Source organism: Pantoea sp. ACRSC, assembly GCF_022346785.1.
GTDB classification, from domain to species: Bacteria; Pseudomonadota; Gammaproteobacteria; order Enterobacterales; family Enterobacteriaceae; genus Pantoea; species Pantoea alvi.
On sequence record NZ_JAKRNN010000017.1, the window covers coordinates 1 to 23,668 of the forward strand.

A 23,668-nucleotide genomic window follows, 5' to 3' on the forward strand; every position below is an offset into this window, starting at 1 on the left:
CGTCGGGTATTACAGCTCGCTAAGGCCGCATGGGTATAACGGTGGGTTACCCCCAAACGAATCGGAAAACCGATACTGGAAAAACTCTAACTCGGTGGCCAGTTTTTGTTGACCACTTCAAGGTAACGAAGATCTGTCGTCGCGCACTGAGCAGCAGGCCGCGTCGCTGGAGCAGACCTCGGCGAGTATGGCCACCCTGAGTGATACCGTACGGCAGAATGCTGACGGCGCGGTTCAGGCCAGCGAGCTGGCGAACAATGCGAACACTTTATCGCGACAAAACGGCAGCGCAGTGAGCCAGATGCTGGAAACCATGTCGGAGATCCGCGGGAGTTCGGCAAAAATTTCCGACATTACAGGTTTGATTGAGGGGATCGCCTTCCAGACCAATATCCTGGCGCTTAACGCTGCGGTAGAGGCGGCGCGCGCAGGGGAGCATGGCAAAGGGTTCGCCGTGGTGGCCTCTGAGGTGCGTAACCTGGCGCAGCGATCCTCTTCCGCCGCCCGTGAGATCAAGGATCTGATTTCTGTCTCTGTTTCTCAGGTTGAGCAGGGGGTTAACCAGGCGATGCAGGTGGGTGGCAATACGGAAAACGTCAGCACCCCCATTCAGCAGGTTGCCGATTTGGTTAACGAAATCGCCGCCGCCACCTCTGAACAGAGCAAGGGCATTGAGCAGGTTCATCAGGCAATCGGACAGATGGATGAGGTAACCCAGCAAAACGCCTCACTGGTTGAAGAAGCCTCCTCCGCCTCTAAATCGCTGCAGGAGCAGGCGGAAACCCTGTCAAAACTGGTGGCCACCTTTACCCTGACGGAGAGCCGCGGCTATCGCGAGGCGCCCGCCGCCCCGGCGTTCAGCAGAGCGGCAGCACCAGCCAGAAGCCTGGCCCCGCGGCCTGCGCAGGGCGCTGAGGTTAACTGGGAAAGTTTTTAAGGCAGTACCCGTAAACGTCACCTGCCTGATTAAAAGCGCCGAGACGGCGCTTTTTTTCTGTCCGCTGTCTCCGATGGAGTGCTGCCGTCTGAAAACCAGGCGTCGCTGCGCATAAACTGCGCCGACCGGTGCAAAATGGGCATTTAATCCGCACTATCGCTCAGGTTGTTCTATCTTTAATGGCATCGAAAATAAACCAACCGCTGGAGTAAGGGTTAATGTCGGAAGAAAAAGGAAAGAAATCACTCAGCCACCGCGCGCCCACCACCGGGCCAGAATCCTCAGAAGCCGGTCTGGGTTCGCTGGCACCGAAAGATGGTTCGCATCAGCCGCAGCCTGAACCGACGCCGCCTGGCAAACAGCCCACCGCCCCAGGCAGCCTGAAAGCGCCGCAGACCCATAACGCCAAACTTGACCAGCTTGAAGCCCACCGCAAAAACGGCACCGATCGCCCTCTGACGACCAACCAGGGCACGCGCATCGCTAACGATCAAAACTCGCTGCGCGCCGGTTCTCGCGGTCCCACGCTGCTGGAAGACTTCATCATGCGTGAGAAGATCACGCACTTTGACCATGAGCGTATTCCAGAGCGTATCGTGCACGCTCGTGGCTCTGCGGCACACGGCTATTTTCAGCCTTACCGCTCACTGAGCGATCTGACTAAAGCGCAGTTCCTCAGCGATCCAGACCAGACGACGCCGGTTTTCGTGCGTTTCTCCACGGTGCAGGGCGGCGCTGGCTCCGCCGACACCGTGCGCGATATTCGCGGCTTCGCCACCAAGTTCTACACCGAAGAGGGCGTGTTTGACCTGGTGGGGAACAATACGCCGGTCTTCTTTATTCAGGATGCGCATAAGTTCCCTGACTTCGTGCATGCCGTGAAGCCGGAACCACACAACGAAATCCCACAGGGCCAGAGCGCCCACGACACCTTCTGGGATTACGTCTCTCTGCAGCCGGAAACCATGCACAACGTTATCTGGGCGATGTCCGATCGCGGCATTCCGCGCAGCTATCGCACCATGGAAGGTTTCGGCATTCACACCTTCCGCCTGATTAACGCTGAAGGCAAAGCGACCTTTGTGCGCTTCCACTGGAAACCGGTAGCGGGCAAAGCCTCGCTGCTGTGGGATGAGTCCCAGAAGCTGACCGGCCGCGATCCCGATTTCCATCGCCGCGACCTGTGGGAAGCGATTGAAGCGGGCGACTACCCGGAATATGAACTGGGGCTGCAGCTGATCCCGGAAGAGGATGAGTTCAAGTTCGACTTCGATATTCTCGATGCGACCAAGCTGATCCCGGAATCGCTGGTGCCGGTGGAGATTGTCGGCAAGATGGTGCTTAACCGTAACCCGGACAACTTCTTTGCTGAAACCGAGCAGGTTGCGTTCCACCCTGGCCATATCGTGCCGGGACTGGATTTCACCAACGATCCGCTGCTGCAGGGCCGTCTGTTCTCCTATACCGACACGCAGATCAGCCGTCTGGGCGGGCCAAACTTCCATGAAATCCCGATCAACCGCCCGACCTGTCCTTACCATAACTTCCAGCGTCAGGGCATGCACCGTCAGGATATCGATACCAACCCGGCCAACTATGAGCCGAACTCAATCAACGACAACTGGCCGCGCGAAACGCCGCCGGCGCCTAAAGGCGGCGGCTTTGAAAGCTATCAGGAGCGCGTTGAGGGCCACAAGGTGCGTGAGCGTAGCCCGTCATTCGGCGAATACTATGCCCAGCCGCGTCTCTTCTGGCTCAGCCAGACCGAGGTTGAGCAGCAGCACATTATCGGCGCCTACTCGTTCGAGCTGAGTAAAGTCGGACGCGCCTATATCCGCGAGCGCGTGGTGGATCATCTGGCACGTATCGACATCGCGCTGGCGAAAGGGGTTGCGGATAACCTCGGTATCGCCCTGACCGACGAACAGCTGAATATCCAGCCGCCCGCGCCGGTCAACGGCCTTACCAAAGATGACAGCCTGAGCCTCTATGCCATTCCAGATGGCGAGATCAAAGGACGTCAGGTTGCGCTGTTGCTTAACGACGGTGTGAAAGCGGACGATGTGCTGAATATCCTGCAGGCGCTGAAAGCCGCAGGGGTTCACGCCAAACTGCTGGCGCCGCATATGGGCCAGGTGAGCGCAGATGACGGCTCCGTGCTGCCGGTCGACGCCACCTTCGCCGGTCTGCCTTCACTGACCTTTGACGCGGTTATCGTGCCGGATGGCAATATCGATGCTCTGCTGCAGAGCGGCGATGCGCGCTACTTCCTGCTGGAAGCCTACAAGCACCTGAAGGTAATCGGTCTGTCAGGCGGCGCACGCCGCTTCAAGGCGCAGTTCGGCCTGGGGGATGCGGATCGGGAAGAGGGCATTGTAGAGGGCGATAAAGCGGAAAGCGCGCTGATGTCTGAGTTCATCCAGGGGATGAAAGCGCACCGCGTCTGGTCGCGCAGCCAGAAGGCGCAGACCATCGCGGCGTAACGATAGCGGCCAGCGATCTTTATGCGGAGCATCCTCCGCTTCAGGGCTGGTATAGCTGATGCAAACAGGGCGACATGGTTATTATGTCGCCCTTTTTTTATCTCAATCTTCACTCATTTGCCTCAGACGCACGCGCTTTGCACTGCATTTATTCCGCAGATTCAAAGGCCTGTCTGTTTTATATCCGGCCCGCGCCGAGAAATTACTGCCTGCAGAGACGGTTCCAGCAGCAGAGAGCCTGTTGTTTTAAAAACAGTAAAAAGCGCCCGCTGCAGAGGGGGGCCGCTGATGCGGTTAAAGCACTCCTGTGCCAGCAGCGAGAAGGGAGGTCGCGTCGGGATGATGGCGGAAACAGTAACTTACCGTTGTCATTAAATTCGGCTGAAGTTATCGCTTCGCTGGTCGATAGTGTGAAAACGTATTTGAGCATCTTTTCCGGGCCTTTCTTGTGGCGACAGGATAGATCCGTCTGACGCAGCCTGTCTCAGGTTACTGTTTTTGACGGCCCCAGCATTTTTTTCAGGAGGGGATAGAGTTGAAATCAACTATCCATACGGAAGCGGCACGTCTTAACGTCCTTGAACAGTATCGGCTGATGAACAGGCCCTACTCCGATGCGCTTGATCGGCTCACCCTGCTGGCGGCCAGCCTGTTTCGGGTGCCGGTATCCTTTATTTCGCTCATCGACAGCGAAAAGCAGTATTTCAGGGCGCGTCATGGACTGAATATTTGCGAGACGTCGCGCAGCGTCGCCTTTTGTCATCACACCCTGGAACAGGACGATATCCTCTGCGTGCCCGATACCCATCTGGACAGTCGCTTCCAGCATAACCCGCTGGTGCTCGGCTATCCGCATATCCGTTTCTACGCCGGTATTCCGCTGGTGACGCCGGAGGGACACCGTATTGGCACGGTTTGCCTGGTGGATACCCAGCCGCGGCCGCCACTTAATGCAACCGACCGCCGTCATCTGGCGGCCATCGCCTCGCTGGTGATGGACCGCATGGAGGTGCATCGCCTGGAAGTACTGAGGCACAGCAGCCAGCAGCGGCTGGAAGCGATATCCTCTACCTCTTCCGATGCCATTATCTGTACCGATCTCAAACAGGGCGTCATTTTCTGGAATCCGGCGGCGACCAGCCTGTTCGGCTATAGCGCGCAGGAGATGACCGGCGAATATGTGGCCGGGCTGGTGTCAGAGCGCTCCCAGACGGACTACCGTCAGGAGCTGGCGCGCATGATGGCCGATCGGTCGTCTGTTTCACAACCGCGGCGGATTCAGATCTGGGGCAGGCGCCGCAACGGGCAGGAGTTCCCGGCTGAAGTCTCTTTTTCAGGCTGGCATGAGGATTGTGAGCGGCTGGTGGGGATGATCATTCGCGATGTCACGGAACGCCATGAAAGCGAGGCGCGCCTGTGCGAGCTCGCCTCGCTCGATATGCTGACCCGGCTGGCGAGCCGCAGCGCCTTTATGGATCAGGTTGAGCACCTGACCGCGGCCGGCGTGCCTTTTACGCTGATGATGGCCGATCTGGACGGTTTTAAAGAGGTGAATGATTCGCTTGGGCACGCGGCGGGCGACGCCTTGCTGTGTCATGTGGCAGAGCAGATCCGCCTCGTCTGCGCACAGTGCATTATGGCGGCGCGACTCGGCGGCGATGAGTTTGTGATCCTGCTGGCGGAAAGTGGCCATGAGGCGCAGCAGGTTGCGGAAGCGCTGATACTGGCGGTGCAAACCCCCTTTAGCTATCAGGGCTCCCCGGTCATCGTCGGGGCCAGCATGGGCATCGCCTGCTGTCCAGAACATGGCCGGGACGCCTCGGCGGTGATGTCTGCGGCGGATCTTGCGCTCTATCGCGCCAAGGCGGCGGGCAAAGGCTGCAGCGTGCTGTTTCTGCCGGGCTTTCTGGAGGCTGACCAGCAGCGCCGCCGTTTTGAGCACGAACTCGAAATGGCTGTGCGCCAGCAGCAGTTTGTGCTGTTTTACCAGCCTCAGTTTGACGCCGTCAGCGGTAAACTTACCGGCTGCGAGGCGCTGCTGCGCTGGCAGCATCCCGCGCGCGGACTGCTGCTGCCTGGCGCCTTTATCAATATCCTGATGAAAAGCTCGCTTTCTCTCACGCTGGGAGAGTGGATCTTACGCAGCGCGCTGCGCCAGGTCGGCGAGTGGCGGCAGCGGCTGCCCACGCTGCGCGTCAGCATCAATCTTTTCCCGCGCCAGCTGGATGATATCCGACTCGACAGGCTGCTAGGCGAGCTGACGGCGAACGACGCCAGTTTCGTCAGTCTGGAGGTCGACGAGTCGATGCTGACCTCGCTGGTGCAGGAGGTGCCGTCGCGCTTCAGTGCCATCAGGCAAACCGGTGCCAGCTTTATAATCGACCACTATGGCCGCACGCTGGGGGCGATTAACTTACTGCAATATGAATTCGTTACCGGTCTCAAAATAGACAAGTCGCTGACCGCGCAACTGGCTGACAGCGGGCGCATTCGCATGATGTTCCGTGCGCTGGCGGCGCTGGGGAAAAGCCTGAGCATGACGGTGCTGGCTGAAGGGGTGGAAAACGGCGTGCAGCGTGATTTTGCCACGCAGGCGCAGTGCGACACGGTTCAGGGCAACGCGCTGGGCGAGCCTCTCACGCCTGAAGCGTTTCAGGCGCTGTTACCCGAAAGAGCGATTCGCCCGCATGAGTAATCAAGGTGCCAACTCCATTGTTAATTTCGCTCCGGGACGCAGCGTGAAGCGGAGGATATCTGATGCACGAACTTGCTAATCAGCGCCCCCGCCACGGCGTGCTGCAGGCGCTGCGCGAACCTGATGCGTGCCGTGACGATGTACTGGGTCAGTTTGTCCAGCTGGCCAGCCAGGTACTGGGCATTCTAGGCAGTTTTGTCTCAGTGCTGGACGACAGCGATCAATATATCCGGGCCGGGCATAATTTCGCGCTGAAACAGACCGCGCGCGAAGACGCCCTCTGCCGCTACGTCGTGGATAATGACGCCGAGATGGTGATACCGGACACCCTGCTCGATACGCGCTTTATGACGCATCGCTATGTCACCGATGTGCCGTTTATCCGCTTTTATGCCGGCGTGCCGCTGAAGGATCGCGAGGGGCAGATACTCGGCACGCTCTGCGTAACGGATGGCGAACCTCGTGCTTTTAGCGCTGAACAGCTGCTGACGCTTAAGATGCTGGCTAATCTGGTGATCTCCTTTCTGGAGGCCTGGCATGCGGCGGGATTTACCGACCCGGTCACCGGCATGCCGAACCAGCAGCGGCTGATGCGCGATCTCCACTATCTCGCCGCCTCCGGCGATCTCTCGCCGCGTCGTCTGGTGTTAATCGACGCCATCGATATGCCGCGCGCCTGTGAACTGGCTCGCACCATGGGCGTGGGGCCGGTCGAGGCTTTGCTAAAAGATATCGCCGCGCTGCTGCCGCAGCGGCTGCGGCCCGCTCCTGACGAGCGGCTTTATGCTCTCGGTGCCGGGCGCTTTGCGCTGCTGACGCCCGGGGATAGCCCACTGAGCGCGGCGCGGATAGAGGAGCGGCTGCGGGAGATTAGCGCCGATTTAGGCGCAGGCCTGTCGCTGACGCTGACTGCCCATACCGGAGAGAGTGACTTTATCGCGGGCCACTTTAGCGCGCAGGAAATTCTGCGCCGCGCCGCCAGCGCGCTGCATGAGGCGAACGGAAGCGGCGTGCCCGCCAGGGCCTATAACGCATCGACGGATGTGCAGCACACCCGTGATTTTAAGCTGATGCATGAGTTCGCCGCGGCGCTGCGCAAAGAAGGGGGCCTCTATCTGGTCTATCAGCCTAAAATTTGCCTGCGAACCGGTGCGCCCGTCGGGCTGGAGGCGCTGATCCGCTGGTGCCATCCCGAACACGGCGAGCTGTTGCCAGGCGCGTTTGTTCCGCTGGCGGAGAAAACGGGACAGCTGCCGACGATGACGACGTGGGTTATCGATCGCGCCATTATACGCCTGGCGCGTCTGCGCGATAGCGACATCCAGCTGCCGATTACCGTTAATGTCAGCCTTAATGATTTTGCGGATGAAGGATTTGCTGAGGATCTTGAGAGAAAAATAAACCGGCATCGCCTGTCGCCTTCGCTGCTGGGCATTGAGTGTCTGGAAACCGAACGTATCATGGAGAGTTCGCTGGCGATGCGCGGGCTGGAGCGGCTCAGGCAGCGTGGCTTCACCCTTTCTCTCGATGACTTCGGCTCCGGCTACAGCAATATCAGCTATCTGCGGCGCATACCGCTGGATGTTATCAAGCTCGATCGCTCTCTGATAAGCAACCTTGCAACGGATATTGCTTCGCGCACCATCGCGCACAGCATTATCAGCATGCTGAAAGCGCTGGATTACGTCGTGCTGGCCGAAGGGGTAGAGGACGAGGAAACCGGACGGCTTCTCAGCGAGTATGGCAGCGATCAGGCGCAGGGCTATTTTTATGCGCGACCAATGGACGATAAGACGCTGGATGCGTGGCTGCTGCAGAAACAGGACGCGCCCTGACGCTGAAGGCCGCCTGTGACGGCGGAGATGCGACATCGGGCGATGCACGCGCGGACAGCCACAAGCGGCCTGGGCCTGAGGGTGAAAATCTTTACCGGCAGTATCACCTTTTACAACAGGTTATCTGACTATGGAGGGCTTACCCTGGCTCGTTAATCAGCGAGGCGAGACGGTGAAACTGGGTGCGGATTTCCGTCTCTTCCATGCTCGCAAAGCCCAGCAGTAAACCCGAGAGGCGTTTTTCGCCCGCGTAATAACTCGACAGGGGGCGCACCAGAATGCCCTGTCGATTAGCGCGCTGCGCCAGTGCCACATCATCAACCTCTGCGGGCAGCTGCATAATCAGATGCAGTCCGGCATTGCTGTTGTACTGACCCAAACAGGCGCTGCCTGACAGGTCATTGATCAAATTAACCAGCACCTGCCTGCGTCGGCTATATAACTGACGCATTTTGCGTATATGGGCCGCGTAATATCCCTCCCTGATAAAGTCAGCCAGCGCGGCCTGCATCAGCTGATGTCCTCCGCGATAAAGCTCGCTATGCATTCTTTTCAGCGGCGTTTTGAGCTGCTCGGGTAGCACCATATAGCCGAGGCGAAGTGCGGGGTAGAGGGTTTTACTGAAGGTGCCGACATAAATTACCGGGCTGTCGGCCTCTAATCCCTGTAGGGCAGGAATAGGCTGGCCGGCGAAGCGAAACTCGCTGTCATAATCATCTTCAACGATCCAGCTATGGCTTTTGCGCGCCTGCGCCAGCAGCTGCTGCCTGCGGCTCAGGCTCATTACCGAACCGAGAGGATACTGGTGAGAGGGCGTCACAAAGATCAGCTTTGGCGGGATGTCGACCTCGGCGTCGGGGATCAGTCCCTGGTCATCCACCGGCATGGGGACGATTGCTACGCCGTTCATACGGAGAATATTTTTAATTCCCCAGTACCCCGGCTCCTCGGCCCAGGCTTTGTCGCAAGGATTGCAGAGCGAACGCGTCACCAGATCGAGCGCCTGATGAATCCCCTCGGTAATCAGGATCTGATCCGGCGAGCACTGCACGCCGCGCGCCGTGCGCAGATAGTCGGTCAGCGCGACCTTTAGCACCTCTGAGCCGCCCGTGGTGTCATAGGTCAAAAGCGCCGGCGAAAGCTGGCGCGCCTGGCGATCGTAGAATTTCTTCAGCACGCGATGAGGAAAGTTCGCAACATCGGGAACGCCGGGTAAAAACGCCCCCCACTGCCTGGGGCTTGCGCTGGCGTGCGCCAGTAACTGCAGGCCGCGATCCGACAGCAGGGAGGCGTCCTCGACTGGCGCCGCCTCTTTTTTGACCGCCGGTCGGCAGTCAAGATTATCCAGCACGCTGTGCGTCACCAGGGTGCCGCTGCCCGTCCGTGACGAAATATAGCCCTCTGCCTGTAACTGCTCATAGACCCGCAGGACCGTATTGCGCGACAGCGCCAGCTCACTGGCCAGATCGCGCGTGGGCGGCATACGCGAGGCGGGGGGCAGGTTGCCCGAAAGAATGGCGTTACAGATGGCGGTATAGAGACGCTTATGCAGCTTTTCTTCGGTGCCGCTAAAAAATGCCTGTCTGATCACATCCCCGGCAAGTGAGTGCATTTGGATCCTGCAAATAAAATGATTTGGCTCTCGAATAAGGTACCAAATGCTGACAGATTGTCTCTCATATTTAAATAAATTGTGAACGGAAGGGGCTTACTATGGGTAATAACGATCTTCAGCAGCGTCGACTGAATGCCACGCCGCGCGGCGTGGGCGTAATGTGTAATTTTTACGCCAGCTCAGCGGAAAACAGTACGCTGACGGATGTCGAGGGGAATCAATATATCGATTTTGCCGCGGGCATCGCCGTGCTCAATACCGGCCATCGTCATCCCCGGCTTGTGCAGGCGATGGAGCAGCAGCTGAAAGCCTTTACCCATACCGCCTATCAGATTGTGCCTTACGAGAGTTACATCTCTCTGGCAGAAAAAATTAACGCCGCCGCGCCGATTAAGGGCGAGCTGAAAACCGCTTTCTTCTCCACCGGCGCTGAGGCGGTGGAGAACGCGATAAAAATCGCGCGCGCCCATACCAGACGTCCAGGCGTTATCGCCTTCGGCGGCGGCTTCCACGGGCGCACCTATATGACGATGGCGCTGACGGGCAAAGTCGCGCCCTATAAAATCGGTTTCGGCCCTTTCCCCGGTTCAGTTTTCCATGTGCCTTATCCTGCCGGGCTGCATAAGGTGACAACCGCCGATGCGGTCAACGCCATTGAGCGCCTGTTTAAGTGTGATATTGAGCCGACGCAGGTGGCGGCGATTATCTTTGAGCCGGTGCAGGGCGAGGGCGGGTTTAATGTGGCGCCGCCAGAGCTGATTGCCGCTATCCGCAGCATCTGTGATAAGCACGGCATTGTTATGATTGCGGATGAGGTGCAGAGCGGCTTTGCCCGCACCGGCAAGCTGTTTGCGATGGATCACTATCAACATCAGCCCGATCTGATGACCATGGCGAAAAGCCTGGCGGGCGGTATGCCGCTCTCCGGCGTGGTGGGCAAAGCAGAGATCATGGACGCACCGGCGCCGGGCGGTCTGGGCGGCACCTATGCGGGTAATCCTATGGCTGTGGCCTGCGCGCACGCGGTGCTGGATATCATTAATGACGAACAGCTTTGTCAGCGCGCCGATGCGCTGGGCGAGCGCCTGCGCGTGGTGTTAAGGGATTGCCAGGCATGGTGCCCCGAGCTGGCGGAGGTACGTGGCTTAGGGTCGATGATCGCGGCGGAGTTTTGCGACGCGCAGACCGGCGAGCCGTCCGCCGCCGCGGCGCAAAAAATTCAAAAGCGGGCGCTTGAGCAGGGACTGCTGCTGCTGACCTGCGGCCAGTATGGCAACGTAATCCGCTTCCTCTATCCCCTGACCATTCCAGACGCTCAGTTCGACTCGGCGCTGAGAATTATCGAAGCCGCGACGAAACAGTAACAGGCGAATGATGAAGCTGACTCATCCGGTTGAGGTGGCGCACCAGCATGGATAACTATCTCCAGCGTCACTCTGTTTTCATTGCGCTATAAACTTCGCGCCGCCGCGCGTTGCCTTCACGCGCCCCGGCCACAGCGATCAAGCCGTAGCTTTACAGCCTACGGCTTTTTTATTGCGCGCTGCATCCTGGGCCGCCACTATTGGTCGATTCTCTTACGCTGTTCGTCAAAAGCGGAAAACCCGTACGGGTGGTTGAATTGATGTCCGGTAGGTGATTTTATAACGCATTAATAAATATTGATGTTTCCTGCATAAGGTCAGCTGCCTTGTCACTACGCTCCGCAGAATGGTTTAGCCGCAACGGGATTGAGTGCTCTCGTGTTAAAGCCAGCGAGTCCGGCTTTCCCAGACATCTTCATGAAGAATATGTTATCAGCGCCAACCTGTCGGGCGTTGAGGAGATCTGGCTGTCAGGAAAAAAGTCATACGTTAAAAGTGGCCAGATAACTTTATATAATCCAGGCACTATTCAGGCGTCGCGCTTTGACACCCAGTGCGTCGAGTTTATCAGCGTGCATATGCCGCAGGCCGTCATGAAAATGGTCTCAGATGAGGAAAATGCCCAGAGCGGGCAGTCGGCTCCTCTGTTGCGTGAGGGGATAATCAATAATGCCTCGCTGTTTGATGCGCTGTGTCGCTTTGCCTCCTCGGCTCAGCTGGGTCAAAGCAGCGCTAATCAGGAGCAGGAGCTGATATTGCTGTGTGGTGAGCTGCTGGAAACGCCCGACAGCCCGCAGGGAAGCGATGCGCAGCGGGTTGGCGTGGTTATTGACTATTTACGCGAGCATCTCAGCGTCAAGCCACAGCTGGAGAAGCTGGCGCAAATAGCAGGGCTGAGTAAATATCATCTTGTTCGCTGTTTCACCCACCATACGGGCTTGCCGCCTTTGCAATATCATATGCAGCTGCGTCTGAACCAGGCCCGGGAGCTATTGCGCAGAGATGTTCATCCCATTGATGCGGCTATTATGCTCGGGTTTTACGACCAGAGTCATTTTATTAACGCTTTCCGAAAGGTGATGGGAACCACGCCCCATCACTATGCTTCGCAGGTCGGCTCAGGTCAGTATAAATTCCCGATATCCTGATACGATCACGTAAAGAGCGAAGCAGGTAAATATCCCCGCCGAGGCGATGTAAGAATATTTAAGCAGTCGATGGCCAGGCAGTTTGCCGCCGACGCTGCCAACCAGACATACCATGCAGGTCCAGAACAGGCCCGCAATAAAAAAACCGCCTAAAAAAGAGGCTGAGGCCGTCAGGCTGTGCTGCCCCATGCGGGAAATTAGCGCGCCGCCCACGGTGGCGAACCACAAAATAGCGGTCGGAGAGGAGAGCGCGAGCAGGATCCCGCGCCCGAATTCGCGCAGCAGCGAACGGTAGTGATGGGTTTTACTCTCCTTCAGCGCGCTCCTGTTCTGGAACGCGGCAATAAACATTTTGACCGCAAACCAGATAAGCATCGCGCCACCCCCAAGCCACAGGATCCAGCGTACGGCTTCATACTGAAGCAGTATCGCCATTCCCGCCATCGCCAGAAGCGCGTAGATTAAATCGCCCACGCAGGTGCCGACGCCCAGACAGAAACCATGAAAATAACCGCGCTGCATCGCCAGCGTTATCATCGCGATATTGGCGAGGCCGATATCAAGACAGAGCGAAAGACTGAGAAAAAAACCATTAGAGAACGGGATCATAACGTAAAGCCTCTGATGTGCTGGTGGTATCCAGCGTAGCGAGTTGTCTATTAAATCCGTTCAGGCGTAACCGGTATTGGAAAGAATTGCGCCGCTCATTATCCTTCCCTGGCGCGCGCAGGGTTTGCTCAGGGCGATGACTAGATTCACGCTGGCAGAATATAGCCATACGGCTTTTCGACGCGCCAGTCGGCGGAGTAAATAACAGAGGCGTAAAGTTTCATCGCCGCGCGCCGATAAAAAGGCGTATTTTTAACGATAGGGATATTACATGCGTAAAATTATTTGCACCTTTGGTCTTATGCTGGGGATGGCAGGGGCGGCATCACCTGTTAACGCCAAAACGCTGACGCAAAGCCTGACGCAGTGCGACACCACGTTTTTCAGTGAAATCTATCATCAGCGCACTACGCTCAGCCGCGTCGCGCCGTTAACGATCGATGGGCACTACGCCTGGTTTAAAGCATCGGCTGAGGGTAATGGCAGCCTCTGGTTTGCTCAGCCTCTGCGCGAATTAAACCTGACGCTAACGGGATACTTTCTGCAAACCAGCGACCTGAATAAAATCAATTACGGTAACTATTATTACTGGGGATTAATTTTCAAAGAGACGCCCGACGAGGTGAAGTCGCGACTTAATGGCTTAAGCTGGAGCAAAACTGACGAGGGTTATTTCTCACAGGCGATGATTAAAGCCGATGCCAGTAGCGCCTGGGAAAAAAACAGGCAGGCGGTGTCGGGCATTGCGCCAGCCAAAGAAAGCACAGAGAAGCTGCTAATGATTGAAAAGGGCAAGGAAGGGACATTATTGCTCTGTTCTCTTCAGGGGAACGTCACGCCCGATATGCTTGCGACCCTCCGTCCTGACTTAACCGGCGGGGCAGCGAAATGAAAAAGGTGATATGGCTGGCATCACTAATGCTGCTGACAGGCTGCGCGGCGACCAGTCAACCCAGGCCGCAGCCGCCTGCCAAAGCGCCGGCTGGACTGGTGAAAATTCTGGCAGATGACCAGCTGACTTCCTATATCGATTACCCAGCGCGCCGTAAAGCCCCGTCCTTCAGGGCGGGGATATAAGGCGCGGTTTTCCGACTAACCAGGTGTTTGCTGCTGCTCAATGTATTGTCTGATTATCGATACTGGCGCACCGCCGCAACTGCTTGCAAAGTAACCCGGTGTCCACAGAACGCCTTTGTAGTAATAGCGTTGGGCTATATCTGGGCGGTCGCGGCGAAGCAGCCTGCTGGAAACACCTTTAAGACTGTTAACCAGACTCGATACTGCGAGCTTTGGCGGATAATTGATCAGCAAATGCACGTGATCGATCTCGCCATCCATCTCAACCAGTTCAACATCAAAGTCAGCGCATACGCTCGCAAAGTAGCTGCGTAGTTTTTCGATGGCATCCAGATCAAATATCTTTCGTCGATATTTGGCAACGAATACCAGGTGAACATACATCAGGAAAACACAGTCTCTTCCACGGCGAATATCAGTTTTTTTGTCATAGACCAAAGTATAATGACAGGTATGAAACGACTTCAAGCCTTCAAATTCCAGTTAAGACCGAATGGTCAGCAGGAGCGCGATATGCGGCGCTTCGCTGGAGCTTGTCGCTTCGTTTTTAACCGTGCGCTGGCGCTTCAAAACGAAAACCATGAAGCGGGGAACAAATATATTCCCTACACCAAAATGACTTCATGGCTTATTGAATGGAAATCTACTCCTGATACCCAGTGGCTTAAAGATGCGCCTTCCCAGCCGTTGCAACAGTCGCTCAAAGATCTGGAGCGCGGCTACAGGAATTTCTTCCAGAAGCGTGCAGCATTCCCTCGTTTCAAGAAACTCGGCCAAAACGATGCATTTCGCTACCCGCAAGGCGTGAAGCTCGATCAGACCAACAATCGTATATCGCTTCCTAAGCTGGGCTGGATACGCTATCGCAATAGCCGTGAAGTCATCGGCGAAGTTAAAAACGTCACGGTCAGCCAGACATGCGGCAAATGGTACGTCAGTATCCAGACGGAATACGAAGTGACTGATCCGGTTCACAACGCTGAGTCGATGGTCGGCCTGGATGCCGGAGTCACGAAACTCGCCACACTTTCAGATGGCACGGTATACCATCCAGTCAACAGCTTCAAAGCAAGCCAGCGCAGGCTGGCAACGCTCCAGAGGCAGTTAAGCCGCAAAGTTAAATTCAGTGCCAACTGGCAGAAACAGAAGAAAAAAATCCAGCGTCTGCACTCGCACATTGCCAATATCCGGCGCGACTACCTTCATAAAGTCACCAGTGAAATCAGCAAAAACCACGCGATGATCGTCCTTGAGGACCTGAAGGTCAGTAACATGTCGAAGTCGGCAAAAGGCACGGCAGAGCGACACGGACGAAACGTCAGAGCCAAATCAGGCCTGAACCGTTCGATACTGGATCAGGGCTGGTACGAAATGCGCCGTCAGCTTGAGTACAAGCAACTCTGGCGTGGAGGTCAGGTACTGGCGATACCTCCGGCATACACAAGTCAGCGGTGTGCCTGCTGTGGTCATACGGCGAAAGAAAACCGTCAAACGCAAAGTAAATTCGTGTGTCAGGTATGCGGCTACACCGAGAACGCCGATATCAACGGCGCACGTAACATATTAGCGGCAGGACATGCCGTGCTTGCCTGTAGAGGGATGGTGCAGTCAGGCCTCCCGCTGAAGCAGGAACCCACCGAAGCGAGTCAGGCTTCGGTCTGAACGCTGTAGGAATCGCCGTCCTTTAGGGCGGAGAGGATGTCAACAGGGTAATAGCCACCTGCGCCGCTTCCTTCTCATCAATAACTACGCAGAGCGGACGCTGATTATCAAAGAACCGCCCGTCTACGTCTCCAGCTCGCGGGCGATTGATGTGATTAACTGCGACAAAAACCAGCGAGCCATCCTGGGTCACAGCCTGTTTTCCAGACCGTTCGCGGAAGGAGAGCTTGTTCATGCAGATCTGGAGCCAGGGCAGTGGAAGACCTACCCAAAAGACTCTCTGATGGGGATAGTTGCTGAAAGCATGTGCGCTATTCCGGTAGAGAAACTCAAGCCAGAGCCGCCAAAAGAGACCCGCAAGCCGCTGCTGGATTAATCCGCCTCAGCAGATAGCCTGACTTACAGGCTATCTGCCAGCAGTAAAGGCGTGCGGCGCGCCGTCCGGAAGCTGCCTTACGGCCAGCCAGCAATAAACCACGCGATGCCGCGCTTACTCCAGCGCCTCGGCAGCGCGCTGCTTATCATAAACCCCTTGCGCCTGCTCGATCGCGCTACCGTATTCCCTGGCCCAGCCCACCAGCGCCACAAAAGGCGCCTGCAGCGTCCGACCCAGCGGGGTGATCGCGTATTCCACCGCTACAGGTGACGATGCGATGACGCGACGGCTGACGAGGCCATTGCGTTCAAGTCGGCGCAGCGCCTCGGTCAAAGCCTTGTGCGTAATGGGATCGAGCCTGCGTTTAATGGCATTAAAGCGCGCCGGCTCGGAGCAGAGCACGGTGAGAATTAACACTGACCATTTATTTGCTACCTGTTCCAGAATGGGGCGCGTGCTGTTGATCTCTGCCAGCAGCGCCGGGATATCGGTCGCCATCAAGTTTCCTTCTGTATATCTGGTATAGATTAGGTGCGCAATTGACACTAAATATACAAAATATATCATCTGGTTTCCATCCTATTTCTGGAGCAGCCATGATGAAACTCGAAGGAAAAACCGCCCTGGTGACCGGCGGCGGCAGCGGTATTGGCCTGGCGATAGCGCGCCGCTTTGTACAAGAGGGCGCCCATGTTTTCATTACCGGTCGACGCGAAGCGCAGCTGGCGGAGGCGGTCAGGGGCATTGGCGGCAAGGTAGAGGCGATAGCGGGCGATCTGACCTGCGCCAGCGACCGCGACCGCCTGTTTGAGACCCTCCATGCCCGAGGTGTCCGGCTCGACATCTTTGTAAATTCATCCGGCGTGTCCGAGCCTGCCAGCCTGTTCGATACCACTGAGGAGCACTTCGATCGCGCCTTTAGCCTGAACGTGCGCGCCATGGTGTTTGCGGTACAGCATGCGGTGCAATTTATGGGGGCGGGTGGCACCATCGTGCTGATTGGCTCGATTGCCGGGGGCATTGCCAATCCAGGCTACGGCGCCTATTCCGCCAGTAAAGCCGCGGTGCGATCCTACGCCCGCACCTGGAGTACGGAGCTGGCGCCGCGCGGCATCAGGGTCAACACGCTGAGTCCAGGGCCTACCGACACGCCGATGTTCGATCGGGCCAGCGACGATGTCCGACAGAAACTGACCGCGCGGATCCCGGCCGGGCGGCTGGGAAATGCTGATGAAGTGGCGGCTGCGGCCCTGTTCCTCGCCTCAGAGGAGAGCGCTTACGTCAGCGGCGCGGAGCTGATTATTGATGGCGGCATGACGGCGTAAGCGCCCTTTATCAGGAAGGCGGCTGATTCCGAGCCGCTCTCTCCCTTCGTGCGTTATGGCGTATCTGCCCGTCTCACTCAGGACAAGGCGGGCCTGTCGCAGCCCGCCACCTCGCGCGTCACCCTCTTCTATCCCTCCAGCCCGGCATCGTCAGAAGGGGACTTCTGGCCTGTCGGGCTATCCAGCGCAGGATCCGTCAGCGTAGCCCTCATGCGAGGAAGACTCTGCGGATAATTTTGTTGAATAAACTCAATCATCTTTTCCCGAACGTGGCAGCGCAGATCCCAGGCCGTTGGTGAGTTTTGCGCCGTCATCAATAACCGGATAGTCATGGTTTTGTCATCGGCATCGGTAACCTGAAGCACCTGAGTCTCCCGGTCCCAGAGCCTGGTTTCGCTGAGGATCTTTTCAAATTGCTTACGCAGAGGCTCCAGCGGCATGGAGTAATCCAGATAAAGGAAGACGGAACCCAAAATTTGCGCATTAGTACGCGTCCAGTTCTGAAAGGGATTTTCGGTGAAATAGGTAATAGGCAGAACCAGTCTGCGCAGATCCCAGAGACGAACCACCACATAGGTCAGGTTGATTTCTTCAATCCAGCCCCACTCCTTTTCAACCACCACCGCGTCATCTATTTTGATCGGCTGGGTAAAGGCTATCTGAATGCCTGCAAACAGGTTGACGAGTGACTTCTGCAGGGCAAAGCCGATAATGATCCCCGCCACCCCGGCCCCGGCGAGGATGGTCGTGCCAAATTTTCTTACGCCGGGAAAGCTGAGCAGAATAAGAGAGAGGCAGATTGAGACGAGTAATACAATCGCCACCTTCTTGACATACATTATCTGCGTGCGGATTTTACGGGCGCGTAGATTGTTAGACAGATTGATATCATAGCGAATAAACAGCATATCCTGCGCAACGTTGATCAGGCGAATTAAAACCGAGCACAGCGATAATATAATAAATATATTCAGGGTGGTTGTAATAAAAGAGAAAGATTCCGGGTGAATATCAATATAATTCACGCCGACATTGATCATGAGTAACGGGATAAAGAGAAACATCGAGCCGCGAAGATGTTTTTCAAGGGATTTGAACAGCTTTCTGTCGCGGCTCTGCCAGTAGCAAATAAATTTCAGCAGTAAAAAACGAGAGAGAAAACCTGCGGTTAACGAGAAGATGACGAGCAATACAGCAGGCACCCATTTAGGCATGTCAGATAACTCACCAGATAGTAAAGGCATTCTTTTCCCTTATGTTCAGCTGACAACCAGGTTGTCAGATAAGTCGCAAAATGCAGTAACCGTTGTCATATCGGTTATCTGCTGATTACCAGATTAACCCCCTTAGTTTATGAGAAAGTCAGTTAACTGCCTGGTTTAGGCTGTGAAAAATCGAAAAGCGAGATTAGCCCTGGCCAGACTATGAGCAACGGGATGAAGTTTATCGGTTATTTTGCGAAGCGGCAGGAGCGGTAGGGCGTGCTGTCCGTTAACGCCCGGCGAATAACATCGCCTGCGTGAATCCCTGTCTGCGACAGCTTTCGTCAGGGCCATCTCAGGCGCTGCGGGCACCAGCCCCGCCCGCAGACGGTGCTGACTGTCAGCCGGTAGTCAGCGCGTGACTTTCGGCCAGAAGATCGTAAATCTCCTTTGGTGACAGCGGCCCGGCGAGAAGAACGCTTATCCAGTGCGTTTTATTAATATGGTAAGCCGGCAGAATGCCCTCTTTTTGACGCAGCGAGCCGATATATTCTGGCCGGATCTTGACCTCCAGCACGTCAACCTCCTCTGCGCTCTCCAGCCCCAGTCTGGTGCCGGGCACGTTCATCACTATTCCAAACCACTTTTTCCCGTTGGGATGCCGCAGCACGGCATAGCCAGGCAGATTGCGCCAGAGATATTCTGGTTCAGCCTGATAGTGGTCGCGGGCATAGTTGAACAGCGTCTCACGCTTCATCTTGACTCCTGAGCTAAGGTTCCCAGGGGTGAGGCTAGCGTATAAATGTCTTTCTGGCGCGCACCGAATAACGGAAGTAGGGGATCCAGATACAGGCGTGAAGAATACGCCTGACCACCGGCATTATCTGCTCATAGCCCAGCGCAACTGACGGAAAGAGGCAGGCCGTGCAAACGAGATCGAGCAGCGTCAACGCCACGCCGCCGGCCAGCAAGATTGTATAGGCCAGGGGTAACTGTTTCTTTTTGCGCAAGAAGAGTGAGGTGGTGTAGATGATATAAAGAAGCGCGAAAAAGTTTACGCCGGAGGCAATAAAAAAATAGCCTGATTGCGCTATCGGCGCGTGTCCCGCCGTAATCAGCCCAGCCTGTAAGGTTATCTGCAGCGAAGAGAAATAGCTGTAGCCGAGAGCAAACAGGCTTAACAGCGGCAGATATAAGAAGCCGCCAATTTTACGATACTGCTTCTCTTCACACTCAGCGCAATACTCCTGATATTGGGAAATTTCGTTATCGCACTTTATACAAGTCCATTTAAAAGGCGCGTCGGTCATTATTCATCCTTGTTAATATGCAGTTGTTAACGGTTAAAGATCTTACCGGAGCAATTTGAGATCCTGTCACTTGTTATCGGCCTGCCGCCGGGCAGCTTTAGCATTTAGCTGCCCATAGTCGATTACGTTACTGCTCAAACACGCTGACAGGACAGGGCCTTTCACTGCTCAAGCCGCCAAAGGTATTGCGATAGGTTGAAAGCGAGATCCCCACCGATTTACGGAATGCGGCGCGGAAGCTCTCCATCGATCCGAATCCGCAGCGCGCCATAATCTGCTGGTTTGGCAGCTGATTATTTTCCAGCAGTTCCCGTGCCAGATTCATTCTCGCCTGAAGCAGCCAGGCTTTGGGCGTCATACCCAGCGCCTCTCTGAATCGTCTCAGGAAGGTTCGCTCCGACATCAGAGCGCGCTTCGCCATCTGGCTGACTGAGAGCGGGCAGTCTAAATGCTGAAGTACCCACTCCAGCACCGGTGCGATCTCATCGCGCGGCTTTTGCGCAACGGGTGAGGGAATAAACTGCGCCTGACCACCCGAACGCTGGGGCGCCATCACTAAACGTCTCGCGACGATATTGGCGATATGGGTGCCGTAATCGCGACTGATCAGATGCAAACAGGCATCGATGCCCGCCGCACTGCCCGCTGAGGTAATGATTTGCCCGCTGTCGACGTAAAGCACGTTCGGGTCAACGGTAATGTCAGGATATCGCGCTGCCAGCTCGTCGGTATAACGCCAGTGGGTGGTTGCGCGCCTGCCGTTTAGCAAGCCAGCCGCTGCGATAACAAAAACGCCTGAACAGATCGACAACAGGCGCGCGCCGCGCTGGACGGCATCGCACAGGGCGTCCAGCAGCGCCTGCGGCGGCCTCTCATCGCGATTACGCCAGCCGGGAATAATAATGGTCTGCGCCTCGCTAAGCGACTCCACGCCAAAACGGGACAGGATCTGAATCCCCTCTGAAACCTGCACCGGCGAGGCGTCAACCGAGACAATACGGTGTTGGTACCAGGGAAAATCAAATTCGGGTCGGGGAAGACCAAACAGCTCTACCGCAATGCCGAACTCAAAAGTACACAGCCCGTCATAGGCCAGAACGGCCACTAAACCCGCGTTATTGATCATTGGCGGAAAAATACCGGTTATTGTCAGAACCGCCACTTTAACAGGCTGAGGGCGCTTCATACAATCAACCCACATTCAGAGAGGAGAGAGCGAAAATGACCAGTTTAATCAGCGAAGTTGCGCCAGCGTCACCGTCAGAAGCGTTACACCATTTCAGCCGTCGTTTCGCCTTTGAGACCGACTGCTCCGATGTTTATCACAGCCAGAAAACAGGCAGTGTCGACTATGTGCTGGTCGATGTAAGAAGCAACGACGCCTTTTTACAGGCGCACGTGCCGGGCGCGATCAATATCCCGACGCGCGCCATCACTGAGGAGCGCATGGCCGCCTATGCGCGCGACACGCTGTTTGTTGTCTATTGCGCTGGGCCGCACTGCAACGGCGTGCATCGCGCAGCGGTTCGCCTGGCGAGCCTGGGGTTCTTTGTCAAAGAGATGCTCGGCGGCATAACCGGCTGGGTTGACGAAGGGCTCGCCCTGCAGCGGGCAGAGAGCGCGGTGCCCGTCGACGGCTTCTCCTGCGAATGCTAAGTCTGACCGCGCTTTCCGTGGCACCAGCGGAAAGGGCGGTCTCTTCCCGCCGTGAGGGGCAAAAATGTTGTGGCGCAGGTCAGGCTACGGGTGAAAGCGTTTATACTCTACTTATAAGATGGATCTCATTTAAGAAAACGTGAGATTGTTAAGCGTGTCGCTGCAACTTATATTTTTGGCGGGTATGAAATAATTCTAAGGAAACAATCATGATTAAGCATCGCCCTCTTAAAGCTCTCTTTGCGGTGATTATATCTTTTGCCGTTTTTGCTGCGCCGGCTTATGCAAACCCGGGCAACGGCAACGGCAACGGCAACCACGGTAACAGCGGCAATCACGGTAATAATGGTGCGCACGGAAACAAAGGGCAGGGAAATGCCGGGGCGAAGGACAAACATGGAAATCGCAAGAACTATGGGCGACCAGATAACGTCGAGTCGGATATTAACTTCTCTCTTGCACGTTCTCTTGCCGTTAATTATGGCCTGGTCGGCTATCGCTCACTGCCCCCAGGAATAGCCAAAAAAGTCGCGCGGGGTAAACCCTTGCCGCCGGGTATCGCTAAAAAAACGCTGCCGGCATCCATGCTTAATGACCTGCCCTATTATCCCGGCTACGAGTGGCGAGCCGTTGGTGATGATTTAGTCCTTATCGCTTTGAGCACAGCTGTCGTTACGGCCGTTATCAACGGCGTATTTGACTAAGATGATTTTGATAGCCCCGCGTTGCGGGGCTAACGTTTACTCCCTTTGCTCAGCTGAAAATATAACCAGCAAAGCGATTCCCGTAATGACAATAAAGAGTGCCAGATTAAGGATGACGCCGACCACAGCGGCGGGAATGGCAGTCAGGGGCGCCGTAAACCCGACATTATTATGGGTGGTTTCAATAAAGGGGCCGCCTGTGAGAATAAAGATGAAGGAGGGCAAAAAGGTAAACCATGTCACGAGGCAGGCGGCTACAGCGCCTGCTAAAAAAGGGCGTCTGGCGCCTGATTGTCTTATTGTTAGAAAATTATACGGATGTCAGAGATTTGCATCAGGCTCTGCTGTTGATTTACCGTTCTGTTTTACCGGAGCGCCCAGCGTTTTAAGGAACCAGTCAACAACTCTGTTGATGATTACCGGCTGATACCACTGATAATCGCCATGTTCAGCGCCGTCAACCAGCACATAGTCTGCCTGATTTCCCGCTTTCCTGAGAGCGTCATAAAGTCGAGCACTCTGCTCAGGTGATACCAGAGTATCCTTACTGCCGTGCATAATCAGGAAGGGGGGCTTGGGTCCGCTAAGATGTCCGATGGGACTTGCAGCAAGGGCTTTCTGCGGTGTGGATGTGATGGATGCGCCAGCGAAATCTCTGAAGGCCACGCCATTAACCAACAGCGTTTCAGTTGCGGCCGGAGAGTGATGAACTTTCTGTATCTCTTCCGGGAAGCCCTCACCTATGTTGCGCAGGTCAGAAATTCCATAAATTGTGGCGACGGCCTGAACATCGGAAGAGTGACTGAGAAAATCACCTTTATCAAAAGAGTGATCGCCATTGGTTGTCCCCAACATCTGAGCCAGCCATCCTCCGGCAGAATCGCCGAGTACGCCAATACGTGCCGGGTCAATACCATAGTCATTCGCATGCTGGCGAAGATATCTTACCGCAGCTTTGGCATCCAAAACTGGTGCCGGAAAGGTGTAAGGAATGGTGCGGTATTCTGCTGCTGCAACGACAAAGCCGGCGTTAGCCAGAGCCATACGCATCTCAATAAACTTGTCGCGATCAGCCGTGGTGAACCCCCCGCCGGGGAAGTAAATGATGGCTGGCTTCAGGTCACTGTTTCGGGGAACGAGAACAGACATATGTAACTGTCGTACTGAGCGTGCACTTTTTACCTGCGCATAGACCACATCACCGATGTTATCTGTCTGACTTTGGGTGGTATTAACCTGAATGATATCTGCACCCTGAACGTATCCGGGGAGGTTATTGTTATCAGAAGCTATCGCTACGGTTGCTGCTGAAATCATTAAAAATACACCTGTCAGGAAGGTACAAAAGTATTTCATACTTTATATCCTTTTCTTTTTTTATCCATGATGTTTTATGATTTTCAGGTTAAAAATCAGTGCGGAATCATCGCCTTTCTGAGCAAAAAAATGCCTGCTTTGAGTACTTTACTTCCCTTGATACTCTGCCTGGAAACGACACGCGTGAGACAAACGCTATTCCGTTGCCGCTTCGGTTCCACTGAGACTGAGCTTTTTTACCTGTCGGTAGCACAGAACTTTTTGATACCGATCATAATCGGCCTGCTTCCTCGCTATTTAGCCGGCGTATGCGCCCTTCTAACTGCCGGTTTATTGCTGACGGCGGCTCAGTC

19 protein-coding genes and 3 pseudogenes are annotated in these 23,668 nt (G+C 55.7%); 12 read left to right on the forward strand and 10 right to left on the reverse strand.

All coding sequences use genetic code 11. The annotated features are described in order from the left end of the window. Window positions 1–121: 121 nt before the first annotated feature. The 4 genes and pseudogenes from MHZ97_RS15915 to MHZ97_RS15930 all read left to right on the forward strand — a co-directional run. Window positions 122–937 (forward strand): annotated as a pseudogene (locus tag MHZ97_RS15915) (methyl-accepting chemotaxis protein); the annotation flags it as partial. A 218-nt stretch (window positions 938–1,155) separates the two neighbouring features. Beyond that, complete coding sequence (katE, locus tag MHZ97_RS15920) at window positions 1,156–3,420, forward strand: catalase HPII (RefSeq protein WP_239314997.1); 2,265 nt, start codon at window positions 1,156–1,158, stop codon at window positions 3,418–3,420. A gap of 595 nt (window positions 3,421–4,015) precedes the next feature. After that, the gene (locus MHZ97_RS15925; RefSeq protein ID WP_239315047.1) at window positions 4,016–6,115 is read left to right on the forward strand and encodes a bifunctional diguanylate cyclase/phosphodiesterase; all 2,100 of its coding nucleotides are present in this window, start codon (window positions 4,016–4,018) and stop codon (window positions 6,113–6,115) included. A 62-nt stretch (window positions 6,116–6,177) separates the two neighbouring features. Further along, on the forward strand, window positions 6,178–7,950 hold the full coding sequence (locus MHZ97_RS15930) for a GGDEF and EAL domain-containing protein (RefSeq protein WP_239314998.1): 1,773 nt from the start codon (window positions 6,178–6,180) through the stop codon (window positions 7,948–7,950). 139 nt (window positions 7,951–8,089) lie between these two features. Here MHZ97_RS15930 and MHZ97_RS15935 read toward each other — a convergent pair whose 3' ends face one another. Further along, window positions 8,090–9,562: a PLP-dependent aminotransferase family protein gene (locus MHZ97_RS15935; protein ID WP_239314999.1), complete on the reverse strand. Its 1,473-nt coding sequence runs from the start codon at window positions 9,560–9,562 to the stop codon at window positions 8,090–8,092. Between the two features lie 101 nt (window positions 9,563–9,663). On the opposite strand from MHZ97_RS15935, the gene puuE reads away from it, so the two are divergent. Together puuE and MHZ97_RS15945 are read left to right on the forward strand one after the other, a co-directional pair. Continuing rightward, window positions 9,664–10,929, forward strand: coding sequence for a 4-aminobutyrate transaminase (gene puuE, locus MHZ97_RS15940; protein ID WP_239315000.1), 1,266 nt, complete (start codon window positions 9,664–9,666; stop codon window positions 10,927–10,929). Window positions 10,930–11,255: 326 nt separating this feature from the next. After that, window positions 11,256–12,077 (forward strand): AraC family transcriptional regulator, encoded by an 822-nt coding sequence (locus MHZ97_RS15945; protein WP_239315001.1) that lies wholly within the window; start codon window positions 11,256–11,258, stop codon window positions 12,075–12,077. On the opposite strand, the gene MHZ97_RS15950 is transcribed toward MHZ97_RS15945, so the two are convergent. Then, window positions 12,048–12,686, reverse strand: coding sequence for a LysE family translocator (locus MHZ97_RS15950; RefSeq protein WP_103796714.1), 639 nt, complete (start codon window positions 12,684–12,686; stop codon window positions 12,048–12,050). The genes MHZ97_RS15945 and MHZ97_RS15950 overlap by 30 nt on opposite strands. A 271-nt stretch (window positions 12,687–12,957) precedes the next feature. Between MHZ97_RS15950 and MHZ97_RS15955 the strand changes: the two genes are divergently transcribed. Then, window positions 12,958–13,578, forward strand: a complete 621-nt coding sequence (locus MHZ97_RS15955; protein ID WP_239315002.1) for a hypothetical protein — start codon at window positions 12,958–12,960, stop codon at window positions 13,576–13,578. 200 nt (window positions 13,579–13,778) lie between these two features. Here the strand turns inward: MHZ97_RS15955 and tnpA are convergent, their stop codons facing one another. Further along, window positions 13,779–14,147, reverse strand: coding sequence for an IS200/IS605 family transposase (tnpA, locus tag MHZ97_RS15960; protein WP_239315048.1), 369 nt, complete (start codon window positions 14,145–14,147; stop codon window positions 13,779–13,781). Between the two features lie 69 nt (window positions 14,148–14,216). Here tnpA and MHZ97_RS15965 point away from each other — a divergent pair, with 69 nt between their 5' ends. Both MHZ97_RS15965 and MHZ97_RS15970 read left to right on the forward strand, forming a co-directional pair. Next, window positions 14,217–15,425 (forward strand): transposase, encoded by a 1,209-nt coding sequence (locus MHZ97_RS15965; protein ID WP_239315003.1) that lies wholly within the window; start codon window positions 14,217–14,219, stop codon window positions 15,423–15,425. 106 nt (window positions 15,426–15,531) lie between these two features. Then, a pseudogene (locus tag MHZ97_RS15970) lies at window positions 15,532–15,678 on the forward strand (surface-adhesin E family protein); the annotation flags it as partial. A gap of 237 nt (window positions 15,679–15,915) precedes the next feature. Here MHZ97_RS15970 and MHZ97_RS15975 read toward each other — a convergent pair. Then, window positions 15,916–16,299, reverse strand: coding sequence for a helix-turn-helix domain-containing protein (locus MHZ97_RS15975; protein WP_224481392.1), 384 nt, complete (start codon window positions 16,297–16,299; stop codon window positions 15,916–15,918). 98 nt (window positions 16,300–16,397) lie between these two features. On the opposite strand from MHZ97_RS15975, the gene MHZ97_RS15980 reads away from it, so the two are divergent. Next, a complete protein-coding gene (locus MHZ97_RS15980) occupies window positions 16,398–17,126 on the forward strand; it encodes an SDR family NAD(P)-dependent oxidoreductase (RefSeq protein WP_239315004.1) in 729 nt (242 codons plus the stop codon). Window positions 17,127–17,254: 128 nt separating this feature from the next. On the opposite strand, the gene MHZ97_RS15985 is transcribed toward MHZ97_RS15980, so the two are convergent. From MHZ97_RS15985 to ftrA, 4 genes are all read right to left on the reverse strand, one after another. Next, on the reverse strand, window positions 17,255–18,370 hold the full coding sequence (locus MHZ97_RS15985; RefSeq protein ID WP_103796710.1) for a mechanosensitive ion channel family protein: 1,116 nt from the start codon (window positions 18,368–18,370) through the stop codon (window positions 17,255–17,257). 358 nt (window positions 18,371–18,728) lie between these two features. Further along, the gene (locus MHZ97_RS15990) at window positions 18,729–19,085 is read right to left on the reverse strand and encodes an MmcQ/YjbR family DNA-binding protein (RefSeq protein ID WP_239315005.1); all 357 of its coding nucleotides are present in this window, start codon (window positions 19,083–19,085) and stop codon (window positions 18,729–18,731) included. 34 nt (window positions 19,086–19,119) lie between these two features. Continuing rightward, entirely contained in the window at window positions 19,120–19,638 is a 519-nt protein-coding gene (locus MHZ97_RS15995; RefSeq protein WP_239315006.1) for a DUF2569 family protein, read from the reverse strand. A gap of 127 nt (window positions 19,639–19,765) precedes the next feature. Further along, window positions 19,766–20,764 carry a transcriptional regulator FtrA gene (gene ftrA, locus MHZ97_RS16000; protein ID WP_239315007.1) on the reverse strand — a complete coding sequence of 333 codons (999 nt, stop codon included), beginning with the start codon at window positions 20,762–20,764 and terminating at the stop codon, window positions 19,766–19,768. A gap of 95 nt (window positions 20,765–20,859) precedes the next feature. On the opposite strand from ftrA, the gene MHZ97_RS16005 reads away from it, so the two are divergent. Together MHZ97_RS16005 and MHZ97_RS16010 are read left to right on the forward strand one after the other, a co-directional pair. Beyond that, window positions 20,860–21,294, forward strand: coding sequence for a rhodanese-like domain-containing protein (locus MHZ97_RS16005; protein WP_103796707.1), 435 nt, complete (start codon window positions 20,860–20,862; stop codon window positions 21,292–21,294). A 209-nt stretch (window positions 21,295–21,503) separates the two neighbouring features. Beyond that, a complete protein-coding gene (locus tag MHZ97_RS16010) occupies window positions 21,504–21,998 on the forward strand; it encodes an anti-virulence regulator CigR family protein (protein WP_239315008.1) in 495 nt (164 codons plus the stop codon). Window positions 21,999–22,085: 87 nt separating this feature from the next. Here the strand turns inward: MHZ97_RS16010 and MHZ97_RS16015 are convergent. Together MHZ97_RS16015 and MHZ97_RS16020 are read right to left on the reverse strand one after the other, a co-directional pair. Beyond that, window positions 22,086–22,271: pseudogene (locus MHZ97_RS16015) on the reverse strand (chromate transporter); the annotation flags it as partial. A 48-nt stretch (window positions 22,272–22,319) separates the two neighbouring features. Beyond that, complete coding sequence (locus MHZ97_RS16020) at window positions 22,320–23,354, reverse strand: alpha/beta hydrolase fold domain-containing protein (protein WP_374044265.1); 1,035 nt, start codon at window positions 23,352–23,354, stop codon at window positions 22,320–22,322. Between the last annotated feature and the right edge of the window lie 314 nt (window positions 23,355–23,668).

Excerpts from the sequence above, each read along its gene's own strand:
- MHZ97_RS15955 (WP_239315002.1), top strand. The coding sequence starts at position 12,958 with ATGCGTAAAATTATTTGCACCTTTGGTCTTATGCTGGGGATGGCAGGG.
- ftrA (WP_239315007.1), bottom strand. The coding sequence starts at position 20,764 with ATGATCAATAACGCGGGTTTAGTGGCCGTTCTGGCCTATGACGGGCTG.
- MHZ97_RS16020 (WP_374044265.1), bottom strand. The coding sequence starts at position 23,354 with ATGAAATACTTTTGTACCTTCCTGACAGGTGTATTTTTAATGATTTCA.
- MHZ97_RS15965 (WP_239315003.1), top strand. The coding sequence starts at position 14,217 with ATGAAACGACTTCAAGCCTTCAAATTCCAGTTAAGACCGAATGGTCAG.
- MHZ97_RS15975 (WP_224481392.1), bottom strand. The coding sequence starts at position 16,299 with ATGGCGACCGATATCCCGGCGCTGCTGGCAGAGATCAACAGCACGCGC.
- MHZ97_RS16005 (WP_103796707.1), top strand. The coding sequence starts at position 20,860 with ATGACCAGTTTAATCAGCGAAGTTGCGCCAGCGTCACCGTCAGAAGCG.
- MHZ97_RS15925 (WP_239315047.1), top strand. The coding sequence starts at position 4,016 with ATGAACAGGCCCTACTCCGATGCGCTTGATCGGCTCACCCTGCTGGCG.
- MHZ97_RS15950 (WP_103796714.1), bottom strand. The coding sequence starts at position 12,686 with ATGATCCCGTTCTCTAATGGTTTTTTTCTCAGTCTTTCGCTCTGTCTT.
- puuE (WP_239315000.1), top strand. The coding sequence starts at position 9,664 with ATGGGTAATAACGATCTTCAGCAGCGTCGACTGAATGCCACGCCGCGC.
- MHZ97_RS15980 (WP_239315004.1), top strand. The coding sequence starts at position 16,398 with ATGATGAAACTCGAAGGAAAAACCGCCCTGGTGACCGGCGGCGGCAGC.
- MHZ97_RS15995 (WP_239315006.1), bottom strand. The coding sequence starts at position 19,638 with ATGACCGACGCGCCTTTTAAATGGACTTGTATAAAGTGCGATAACGAA.
- MHZ97_RS15985 (WP_103796710.1), bottom strand. The coding sequence starts at position 18,370 with ATGCCTTTACTATCTGGTGAGTTATCTGACATGCCTAAATGGGTGCCT.
- MHZ97_RS15990 (WP_239315005.1), bottom strand. The coding sequence starts at position 19,085 with ATGAAGCGTGAGACGCTGTTCAACTATGCCCGCGACCACTATCAGGCT.
- tnpA (WP_239315048.1), bottom strand. The coding sequence starts at position 14,147 with ATGTATGTTCACCTGGTATTCGTTGCCAAATATCGACGAAAGATATTT.
- katE (WP_239314997.1), top strand. The coding sequence starts at position 1,156 with ATGTCGGAAGAAAAAGGAAAGAAATCACTCAGCCACCGCGCGCCCACC.
- MHZ97_RS15930 (WP_239314998.1), top strand. The coding sequence starts at position 6,178 with ATGCACGAACTTGCTAATCAGCGCCCCCGCCACGGCGTGCTGCAGGCG.
- MHZ97_RS15935 (WP_239314999.1), bottom strand. The coding sequence starts at position 9,562 with ATGCACTCACTTGCCGGGGATGTGATCAGACAGGCATTTTTTAGCGGC.
- MHZ97_RS16010 (WP_239315008.1), top strand. The coding sequence starts at position 21,504 with ATGATTAAGCATCGCCCTCTTAAAGCTCTCTTTGCGGTGATTATATCT.